Annotated in this window: 11 protein-coding genes and 1 pseudogene; 7 read left to right on the plus strand and 5 right to left on the minus strand. The window is 71.3% G+C overall.

Annotated features, from left to right (window positions below; all coding sequences use genetic code 11):
- The first annotated feature begins 91 nt into the window (after positions 1–91).
- The 3 genes from MXD61_RS04860 to MXD61_RS04870 all read left to right on the plus strand — a co-directional run bounded on the left by MXD61_RS04860 (position 92) and on the right by MXD61_RS04870 (position 3677).
- On the plus strand, positions 92–532 hold the full coding sequence (locus MXD61_RS04860; protein ID WP_308222678.1) for a zinc-binding dehydrogenase: 441 nt from the start codon (positions 92–94) through the stop codon (positions 530–532).
- 106 nt (positions 533–638) lie between these two features.
- Positions 639–2327, plus strand: coding sequence for a lactate racemase domain-containing protein (locus MXD61_RS04865; protein WP_248811657.1), 1689 nt, complete (start codon positions 639–641; stop codon positions 2325–2327).
- Between the two features lie 69 nt (positions 2328–2396).
- Positions 2397–3677, plus strand: a complete 1281-nt coding sequence (locus tag MXD61_RS04870) for a lysophospholipid acyltransferase family protein (RefSeq protein ID WP_248811658.1) — start codon at positions 2397–2399, stop codon at positions 3675–3677.
- A gap of 97 nt (positions 3678–3774) precedes the next feature.
- Here the strand turns inward: MXD61_RS04870 and MXD61_RS27870 are convergent, their stop codons facing one another.
- The gene (locus MXD61_RS27870) at positions 3775–4287 is read right to left on the minus strand and encodes a MarR family winged helix-turn-helix transcriptional regulator (RefSeq protein ID WP_248811659.1); all 513 of its coding nucleotides are present in this window, start codon (positions 4285–4287) and stop codon (positions 3775–3777) included.
- 45 nt (positions 4288–4332) lie between these two features.
- Here MXD61_RS27870 and MXD61_RS04880 point away from each other — a divergent pair, with 45 nt between their 5' ends.
- The 3 genes and pseudogenes from MXD61_RS04880 to MXD61_RS27500 all read left to right on the plus strand — a co-directional run bounded on the left by MXD61_RS04880 (position 4333) and on the right by MXD61_RS27500 (position 6633).
- A complete protein-coding gene (locus MXD61_RS04880) occupies positions 4333–5175 on the plus strand; it encodes an alpha/beta fold hydrolase (protein WP_248811660.1) in 843 nt (280 codons plus the stop codon).
- 130 nt (positions 5176–5305) lie between these two features.
- Positions 5306–5910 (plus strand): annotated as a pseudogene (locus MXD61_RS04885) (IS3 family transposase); the annotation flags it as partial.
- 378 nt (positions 5911–6288) lie between these two features.
- The gene (locus MXD61_RS27500) at positions 6289–6633 is read left to right on the plus strand and encodes a transposase (RefSeq protein WP_248811661.1); all 345 of its coding nucleotides are present in this window, start codon (positions 6289–6291) and stop codon (positions 6631–6633) included.
- A gap of 21 nt (positions 6634–6654) precedes the next feature.
- Here the strand turns inward: MXD61_RS27500 and MXD61_RS28675 are convergent, their stop codons facing one another.
- Complete coding sequence (locus tag MXD61_RS28675; protein WP_374628454.1) at positions 6655–7074, minus strand: RICIN domain-containing protein; 420 nt, start codon at positions 7072–7074, stop codon at positions 6655–6657.
- A 444-nt stretch (positions 7075–7518) separates the two neighbouring features.
- On the opposite strand from MXD61_RS28675, the gene MXD61_RS27875 reads away from it, so the two are divergent.
- Entirely contained in the window at positions 7519–7665 is a 147-nt protein-coding gene (locus MXD61_RS27875; protein ID WP_248811662.1) for a DUF6444 domain-containing protein, read from the plus strand.
- Positions 7666–7947: 282 nt separating this feature from the next.
- Here the strand turns inward: MXD61_RS27875 and MXD61_RS04900 are convergent, their stop codons facing one another.
- The 3 genes from MXD61_RS04900 to MXD61_RS04910 form a co-directional block, all read right to left on the minus strand.
- Complete coding sequence (locus tag MXD61_RS04900; RefSeq protein ID WP_248811663.1) at positions 7948–8181, minus strand: type II toxin-antitoxin system PemK/MazF family toxin; 234 nt, start codon at positions 8179–8181, stop codon at positions 7948–7950.
- A gap of 189 nt (positions 8182–8370) precedes the next feature.
- Complete coding sequence (locus MXD61_RS04905) at positions 8371–8880, minus strand: class I SAM-dependent methyltransferase (RefSeq protein WP_248811664.1); 510 nt, start codon at positions 8878–8880, stop codon at positions 8371–8373.
- Positions 8881–8979: 99 nt separating this feature from the next.
- On the minus strand, positions 8980–9198 hold the full coding sequence (locus tag MXD61_RS04910; RefSeq protein ID WP_248811665.1) for a hypothetical protein: 219 nt from the start codon (positions 9196–9198) through the stop codon (positions 8980–8982).
- Positions 9199–9365: the final 167 nt, after the last annotated feature.

Consider the following 9365-nt stretch of genomic DNA (forward strand, 5'->3'; position numbering starts at 1 on the left):
CTTTTTGTTATCCGGGGCGGGGGGGGGGGGGGCCGGGGGGGGGGGGGGGGGGGGGGGGGGGGGGGGGGGGGGGGGGGGGGGGGTGGGGGGGGTGCGGGGGGGGGGGGGGGTGGCGCCGCGCGGCGGCGAGGATTTTCTGCTGGGTGGGGTGGATGTGGCGTTTGAGGCGTCGGGGCGGGCGTCGGGGTTGTCGGTGGCGGTGCGTACGACCCGTCCGGGTGGTCGGGTGGTGCTGGTGGGGGTGCCGTCCGGTCGGGTGGATCTGGCTCCGGTGTGGGCGCGTGGTCTGACGCTGGTCGGCGCGGGTGGGGTGGGCGACAGGGATGTGGACGGCGGTGATGCTGTCGGGGCGGGTGATGCCGCGGGCGGGGTGGCGGCGCGGGTGTGGGAGCTGGCCGGGGATCGGCGGTTGGATGAGGTGGTGGGGGTGGTGTATCCGCTGTCGCGGTGGCGGGAGGCGGTGGATCATGCGCTGCGGGCCCGGCGGACGGGTGTGGTGCGGGTCGCGTTCGATCCGGCGGTGGGCGGGTGACGGGCCGTCGGGGGGGTCTGGCAGGGTCGGGGGCTGGCAAGGTCGGTGGTGTCGGGGTCCGTGTGGAGGGTGACTTCATGCGGCGGACGGAAAAGGATGTGCGTCGGTGAGACCGGGGTTCGTGCTCGAGGTGGACGAGCGGACTCCTCCGCTGTTGGTGCACCAGGGCGACGGGGTGTTGTTGGAGCGTTTCCCGGTGGGGACGCGGGTGGTGTATCCGCCGTTGCCGCGGCCGGGGGTCGACGCGGTGGGGGCCGCGGTGGACGCGGCGTTGGCGGCGCCGGTGGGCAGTGCGCCGTTGGTGTCGTTGTTGCGTCCGGGGCTGCGGCTGGTGCTGGTGGTCTCGGATGCGGGGGTGCCGGCGCCGCGGATGCGCGGGGTGGACGTGCGGGCGCGTCTGCTGGAGCGGGTGCTGTCGGTGGTGGCGGCGGCCGGTGTCGATGAGGTGCGGCTGGTGGTGGCCACGGGGTTGGGGCGGCGCCGGTCGGCGGCGGAGGTCGAGGCGCTGGTGGGTGAGCGGGTGTTCCGTTCGTTCTGGCCGCAGCGGCTGGCCTGTCATGACGCGTTCGACGAGGCGAACCTGGTGGAGGTGGGGGTCAGCGGCGCCGGGGAGGTGCTGCGGGTGGCCCGGCCGGTCGCCGAGGCGGATCTGCTGATCTCGGTGGAGGTGGTGCAGGACCCGGGTGTGGGGGGTCTTGCGGGTCTGGCGGCGGGGGTGGCGTCGTACGGGTCGTTGCGGGCGGCGCGCAGTGTGTCGGCGGCGATGCGGGATGCGGCCGGCTGGTTCTCCTCCCCCACCCCGGTCGACTCCCCTGGCTCGGTCGACTCCCCTGGCTCGTCTGGCTCGTCTGGGACGGTGGGTGTCTCCGGCTCCCCTGGCTCCTCCGACGTGGCTGGTGGTGTGGCCGGGGGTGGGTCGCGGGCGGTGCTGGGCCGGTTGGGTGGGGTGCTGGCGGGCGCGGTGCCGGTGTTCGCGGTGACGGCGACGGTGAACGCGGCGGTGGGTCCGGCGGCGGCGGGGTTCCTGACCGGACGTGAGTGGGAGTGGTCGCTGCCCGATCAGGCGATGGCGTTGGCCGCCGCGCGTGGGCTGGACCGTCTCGGGGGCTGGGCGCGACGCCGGGTGTGGCAGGAGACGGCCGCCGACTACGCGGTCACCTCGGTGGGGGCCGGGGATGTGCGGGCGGTCACCGAGGCGGCGTGGGCGCTGGTCGAGGCGGGCCAGCGGGTCGGTGTCGAGGGTCAGACGGATGTGCTGGTGGTGGGGTCGGCGCCGTTCGGGGTGCACCACGGTTCGGGTCCCGGGGACGCGGTGCTGGGCGCGCATGGGGCGCTCGCGGAGGTGCTGGGTCGGCACACGGGCCGGCCGGTGGTCCGCGAGCATGGTGCGATGATCGTCTACCATCCGATGGCGGCGCGGTTCTCGCAGGTGCATCAGCCGTCGTATGTGGATTTCTACGCCGAGGTGCTGGCGGAGTCGACCGAGCCGGCGACGATCGAGGCGAAGTTCGAACGTCGGTACGCCACCGATCCGTGGTACGAGTCGTTGTACCGGTCGTCGTTGGCGTTGCCCGGGGTGCATCCGTTCCACCGCTGGTATGAGATGGCGCCGGGGCGGGCGTATCTGGGTGAGGTCGTGGTGGTCGGGGGGGATCGGGTGGTGTGTGCGCGGTTGGGGTTGCGGGCCGCGTCGACGTTGGCGGACGCGTTGGAGATCGTGTCCGGGTCGGTCGGGCGGGATCCGTCGGTCACCTATCTGCACGCTCCGCCGCGGCTGGTCGCGGATGTCCGGTGAGGGTCGGGCGCAGGCGGGTGGACGGTGTGTGTCGGCGGGTCAAGATCGGCAGAGGCGGGGATGAGCGGTATGGGTAGGCCACGGCGGGGTGTGGGGCTGCGGGAGGCGGCGCGGGAGCTGCGGGCGGCCGGTGGCTGGCCGCGGCCCGTCGAGGCGCCGCCGTCGGTGATCGCCGCAGCCGCGTCGGAGGCCGGGTCGGAGGCGGACTCCGGGTCGGAGGCGGATGTCGGGTCCGGTGTGGGGGCGCCGGCCGAGGCCGGGTCGGGGGGTGTCGCCGGGTCGGGGCCGGTGCGGGTCGCGGGGCCGGGACGGTCGGCGGCGCGGGAGTTCCCGACGGGATGGGCGCGGTCGGGGGCGGCGCGGGTGACGCGGGGGGTGTTCCTGCGCGGGGTGATGAGCCCGCTGCTGCACACGACGTTGAGCGTCGACGGTTTCGGCGCGGACGTGTTCGACACCGTCGGCGACACCCCGGTGATCATCGTGTCGAATCACAGCAGTCATCTGGACGCCCCGATGCTGCTGTGCGCGCTGCCGCCGCGGGTGCGGTCCCGGACCGCGGTGACGGCGGCGGCCGACTACTTCTTCGGCAGTGTGTGGCGGGGGGCGTCGAGTGCGTTGGCGTTCGCGACGGTGCCGATCGACCGTAGCGGTGGGGTGCCCTCGACGATGCCGTTGGATCTGCTGCGTGACCGCTGGAACCTGGTGATCTTCCCGGAGGGGACGCGGTCGAAGGACGGGGCGCGCGGCCGGTTCCGGTTGGGCGCGGCGTATCTGGCGATCAACGCCGGGGTGCCGGTGGTACCGGTGGGGGTGCGGGGGGCGTATGCGGCGATGCCGCGGGGCCGGAGCTGGCCGGTGCCGGGCCGTCCGCAGGTGACGGTGCGTTTCGGTGCGCCGATGCGTCCGGTGGACGGGGAGGATGTGCGTACGTTCACCGCCCGGCTGGCCGCGGAGGTGGACCGTCTGTGCGCGGAGGACGCGACGACCTGGTGGGAGTCGACCCGCGCCGCCCTGGCCGAGGCCGCCCCGCCGGCCGCGGACATCGATGTCACGGGCACGGCCGGGGTCGCCGGCTCCCCCACGGTTCCCGTGTCTCGCCCCCCCGCCGAGCCCGCCGCCGAGCCGGGTGTGGTGGAGCCGGGTGTCGCGCAGGAGGATGTCGCGGTCGGCGTGGGAGCGCCACGCGCGTTGGGACGTCGCGGTGGCACCCGGCCGACCACGGGCAGCGCGGTGTCGGTCAACGCCCGGCTGCGCGGCGCCCCGGGCACACCCGGGGCGCGCTGGCGGCGGATCTGGGCGGCCACCGAACCCGTGCCGCGTCACACCTCCCGCTCCCCCTGGCGCCGCTGAGCGTCGCCTGCTCCGGTGCTACCGGGTCACGGCGCCCCCTGCCGGCCGGCGTCGGCGTCGCTGGTGGGAGCAAGGGTGCCGCTGGTCGGGTGGGCGGTCAGGGGTGTCGGCGGGGGCCGCGGGTGGGCGGGTCGGCGCTGGGGTGCAGGGCGGCGGTCCGTGCGCGGGTGATCTCGATGGCGGTTTCCAGGTGGCGGATGAGGAACCGCAGCTGGTCGGTGGTGTAGGTGGCGTGGAGCCGGTCGAAGGCGGCGCCGATGCCGAGGTAGACGTTGTCGCGGGCGGCCAGGCCGGCGAGGTCGACGGTGACGACGACCTTGCGTTTGTCGTGCGGGTCGCTCTGGCGGTGGGCGAGGTGCTGGGCGATCAGGCGGTTGATGACCCCGGTGACGGCGCCGGAGGTCACGGCAAGCTGGCTCATCAGGGAGCCGGCGGTCTGCGGTCCGTCGCGCAGCAGGATGCTCAGCGCTTTCATGTCGGTGACGCCGAGGCCGTAGGTGGCGGCGGCGCGCTGGTGGAACAGGGCGGTCTGGGTCGAGTCGATCTCGCCGAGCAGCCGCAGCCGTTCGATCAGGTCCTGCCGGAGCTCGGTGTCCGGGTCGTTGGTCACCGTTCCATGGTGACACCCAGATATCTTAGCGACTAAGATAAAAGGGTGTCTGGGAGTGTGAACGTCGCTGACAGTGTGGTGCGGGCCGCCGATGGCACGCCGTTGGGGTGTCGCAGCCTCGGGGCGGGCCCGGGGCTGGTCGTCGTGCACGGCGCGATGCAGGACGGCGGCAGTCAGGCGGATCTGGCCGGGCTGCTCGCCGCATGCCACCGCGTCCATCTGGTCGACCGGCGCGGGCGTGGTGCCAGCGGCCCCTACCCGCGGGTGGCGGGGACCGCGGTGGAGGTGGACGATCTGCGTGCGGTGCTCGCCGCGACCGGTGCCCGGTGTGTGCTGGGGATCAGTTCCGGTGCGATCATCGCCGCGCGCACGGCGCTGGCGCATCCGGGGATGATCGACCGTCTGGCCCTGTTCGAACCACCGCTGTCGGTGGACGCTTCGATGCGTCTTGATCTGGCGCCCCGGTTGGACGCGGCGGTCGCCGCGGGTGATCTCGCGACGATGATGGGGCTGGGTCTGAAGATCGCGCAGATGGGGCCGCCGTGGCTGTTCGGGCTGCCGGTCGGTGTGCTGGCGGCGCTTTCGCGTCCGATGCTGCGTTCCGCGTCGCGGCGGGCGCAGGCCGCGGCGCTGGCGGTGGACTTCGCCGTCGTGCGGGACAACGCCGACCGTCTCGCGGAGTTCGCCGCGATCGGCAGCTCGGTGCTGCTCGTGGACTGCGCCGCGACCCGGCCGTATCTGCGCACGGCGGTGGCGGGGCTGGCCGCGGTCATCCCCGGTGCGCGCCGGGTCACCCTCGCCGGCCACCGGCACGGGGTCACCCAGAACCGTGACGAACGTGGCCGTCCCGACGTGATCGCCCCGGCCCTGCTCGACTTCTTCGGTTAGCTCCCGCGCCGCGTCGCGGGCCGCGGGTGACGCCGCTCTGGCCTCATTCGCCGCGGGGGGCCAGGCGCAGGACGCTGAGGTAGCGGCGTGGAACATGGTCGTCCAGACGGCTATCGACTTAAGCTTCACGGCATTGACCCCGCCCCGTCGACACACCACCCTCGACACCCACGTGCGGGCGGTGTTCGCCGCCTCCCGCCAGACCTACGGCGCCCGGCGGATCATGCGCCGTGTGGGGCTGGAAGCCTGCCAGCCCAGGGCTTACCGCCGCACCACCGTCCCGGGCCAGGCCCCGCCGCCCGCCGACCACGTCCGCCGCGACTTCACCGCCAGCCGCCCGGGCGAGAAGCTTGCCGGGGACATCACCCATATCCGCACCGGCGAAGGATGGCTCTACCTCGCCACCGTCATCGACCTCTGCTCCCGGAAAGTCGCCGGCTGGTCGATGGCCAACCACATGCGCACCGAGCTCATCATCGACGCGTTCACCATGACGGCCTCTCGAACCACCCTGACCAAGAACGCGACTTTCCACTCCGATCGTGGAGCGCAATATACGTCGGATACCTACCATCGCCTCCTGAAATGCCACGGTGCACGCCCATCGGTCGGGGCCACGGCGTGTGCTGGGACAACTCTGCCGCAGAGTCGTTCTTCGGCACGCTCAAGAACGAACTCGTATACCGGGACACCTGTCCAACCCGCCGCGCCGCGCGTACCGCGATCGCCGAGTACTGCGCCTCGCCGCAGCCGACCTGTTATCGATCACTTGCGACTTGATCGACACCAACCCCAAGATCGACCGAGATGGATGGAGGAGGCAGGAGGCAGAATCAAGATCCGTCAATTACGCGGCACTGGGTCCTGGCGCTCACCGTGGCCGGGGTGCTGTGGCGGGGGCTGTAGGCCGCCGCGGGGGGCTCAGCCGGAACCATCGCCGTTAGTGGGATCACCGGGGGTTGGCTGGTGTTCGAGGATGAGGCGAGGCAGACGTTGCGGCCGCCCCGGGTGACCAGTGGGGGTCGGCGGGGACAGTCGCCGGTGGTGCGGGTGCGTGGGGGCGGGTCGGGGCGGGTCTCGATCGCGGGGCTGGCCTGCTACCAGTCTGGGTAGGTGCCGCGCTGGTTCTACCGGTTGCGCCAGCCTCGGGGCCGTCGTGGTGAACCGAAGGCGTTCCTCTGGACGGAGTACCGGGATCTGATCGTGGCGGCGCACCGCCGGTTGGGCCGGCCGCTCGTGCTGGACTGGGACAACCTGAACACCCATCGGTGCGCGCAGATGCTCGCGTTCATCGCGGCGAACTCCCGGTGGCTGACCGTGATCCGACTGCCGTCGTACAGTCCGGAGCTGAACCCGGTGGAAGGTGTGTGGTCGCTGCTGAAACGCGGGGAGATCGCCAACCGGGTCCTGGTCGACGTCGATCATCTCACCGGTCTGGTCCGACGCGGTATGACATGACCAACCAGATGATCTTGAGTATTAAAGTTCGATCCAGCCCTGAATCGGGGAACTTTTGAGGCAGGGGATCGTGAACGGCTTATCAGACAAAGTGCTGGCCAAACAGCGCCCCGTCGCTTTGTTCTGGATCTTCCAGGTGCGGGTTCCCTTGGGGTCGGTGGGGGTGGCGGTCCACAGCTGAAACGAACCTCCGTTACAGGGGAGCGTGTAGGCGCTCCCGCGAGCATTGCTGTCCAGGCAGCGGCCGGTCTTAGAATTTATGATCTTGTCTCCGCTGTTGCCCGAACCCCTTTTCCAATACCAGGCCTGATTATCTCCACCATTGCAGCCGAGCGTGTAAAGGTAGCCGTTGTTAAGGCTGTCCAGGCACTGCAAGTTGATACTGCTCCTCCAGGCTACTGTTCCAGGTGGCGATGCTGACGCGCTGCCGGGAGAGCACATCCAGAACGCCACTGCGGTGATCAGGAAAGAAGAAAGTACTGTGATTATTCGCTTCACGTCAACCCCTGCTCACATGTCCGTGGAATCTAACGTTGACCTGGTCGTGCCTCGATATTCGATGAGCCATGGAAATGTCGCCGAGAAATTCGGAATTTGACTGAATAGTATCAGCGGTAATGTCTATCGGGCAAGGGTGTGGCACGCTGTGTGATTCCCGCGCATGAAGGGAATCTCGGACAACGCATGTTGGGGAAGTTCGGAGATTCGTAACTGGTCAGGTCTCGTAGATCGTTCGTTGGTGATTCCCCGTCTGGTTGGGACATTTTGATGGCTTGACGGTCTCGGGGTGTTGGTGTGGTGTGGTTGATCGGGTCGTGGGGTTCGGGTGTGTCCGAGTTTCCGCCCGCACCGTCGGGGCCGTCGTAGGACGAGCTCGCGGCGCTGGTGGTGGAGCAAGCGGCGCTGATCGCGCGGTTGCGGGCCGAGTTGGAACAGGCCCGGGCCCGGATCACCGCGTTGGAGGCCCAGGTCGCCAGGACGTCACGGAACTCGGCGAAGCCACCGAGCTCCGACGGGCTGGGGCCGCCGTAGCATCCGCGGAAAATCGGGCGGATCTGGCCAGCGTGCCAGCCAGACCGACGGGACCACCGGTTGCACCGGGCAGCGGCGGGCACCGCTGGAAGCTGGCTGTCGTGACGGTTCTCGTCCTGGTGTCAGGAGATCGACGCTGTTCCGACGCCCCGGCCGGGGGCCGGCCAGGCGGGTCGGGTATCAGGTGCGACGAGGGCGAGGATCAAAGATTCACTGGCGGCTGCTTTGCGACCGTGTCGCGGGAGCAGCTGACGTCCTGGCTCGCCGACTACGGCATCGACATCAGCCGAGACGCAGAAGTTCCTCGATCTCGTCGAGTTTCGCGGTCGGCAGGACGCCTTCACGTGGCAGTCCCTCGGGTGCGCCCACGGCCACCTCGACGGCCAGGTCACCCAGGTCGGTGCCCGCGGGCTCGACGACCCGCATCGCACGGAACCCGCACGTCGGTTCTCCCGAGAGCAGGACGACCAGGCGACGCTCGCCGAAATCCGCCCACCAGACCTCGCCGTACCGCATGTTTCCCTTCCTGCAGGATGAACCATGGCCAGGACGTGAGCGGCGGGGGTTACCGGGGCAGCACCATCGTCTCCTCCTCCGTCCCGCGGCGGCGAAGCGGGGCGCGAACAGCGCGCTCTGCGCATCCGCTACCACCCGCTCGGACGATGTGAGCGCCGGGGCCACGGAATCCTCACGCACGCGGCGACCCTACGGTCCTTCCGTCGCCGTGACCGAACCAGGGTCGTGGTGGGTGGGTTTTTCCCAGAGCAGCAGGTGGCGCCAGAACAGCAGCCGTCGCACCCGGGCGCCGGGCAGCACCGCGGCGGCCACGTGGGCGGCCTGGCGGGTGGTCAGCGGCGGGTTCATGACGACGGGCATGCCCGTGCGCGTGTGGTGTTCCTTCGGGAACATCCGGGTGCCCCGTAGCAGTCTGTTTGTCAGGAACACCGCGCCGAGCAGGGGGTGGGCGAGTGCCGCGGTGAGCTCGAGGGGCCACTCCCGGCGCAGGTCCTGGCGGGGAAGAACGACGGCGGCCAGGACTCCACCCGGGCGCAGCGCCGCCGCGAGCACCGCAAGGGCGTCCGGTAACGGCATGTGGTGCAGCGCGGTGATCGAGACGATGGCGTCGTAGTCCTCACCCGGCAGCGGGTCGACCAGCACGTCGACGAGAACGCGGGTGACGTTGGGCGGGGTGCGCCGCCTGGCCTGCTCGACCATCGCCGCGCAGCGGTCGACGGCGTCGATCTGTTCGACGCGCGGGCCAGGCGGGCCGCGAACGCTCCGGTGCCACAGCCGACACTATGCGCTGGACGGGGCTCAGGGTGCGGGGGTCCGGCGTAGGCGCAGCAGGGCGGCCAGGGCGATGACGGCCAGGGCGATGACGGCCAGGCCGTATTCGCGGCTGGTGCGTTCGAGGTTGACGTGGGTGACCCGCCAGCCGGCGGCGACGGCGGGTACGCCGAGCGCGAGGTAGCACAGGACGTAGAGGGCGGCCAGGACGCCGGCGCGTTCGTGGGGGGCGGCCAGGGGCAGCACGACGCGCAGGCTGCCCTGGACGCCGGGGCCCCGGGCCGCGCCCGCGCGCCCCGGGGCGGGGCACCACCCCCGCGACCGGGCGGCCCGCCCCCGGCCGCGGCGGCCCGACCCTCACCTTCGACGCGCTGCTGCCCCGCCCCGGCGCCTGGCGGATCTACCTGCAGTTC

Source organism: Frankia sp. AgPm24, from assembly GCF_023243055.1.
Classification (GTDB): Bacteria; Actinomycetota; Actinomycetes; order Frankiales; family Frankiaceae; genus Frankia; species Frankia umida.

Excerpts from the sequence above, each read along its gene's own strand:
- MXD61_RS04870 (WP_248811658.1), top strand. The coding sequence starts at position 2,397 with ATGGGTAGGCCACGGCGGGGTGTGGGGCTGCGGGAGGCGGCGCGGGAG.
- MXD61_RS28675 (WP_374628454.1), bottom strand. The coding sequence starts at position 7,074 with ATGTGCTCTCCCGGCAGCGCGTCAGCATCGCCACCTGGAACAGTAGCC.
- MXD61_RS04900 (WP_248811663.1), bottom strand. The coding sequence starts at position 8,181 with ATGCGGTACGGCGAGGTCTGGTGGGCGGATTTCGGCGAGCGTCGCCTG.
- MXD61_RS04905 (WP_248811664.1), bottom strand. The coding sequence starts at position 8,880 with ATGGTCGAGCAGGCCAGGCGGCGCACCCCGCCCAACGTCACCCGCGTT.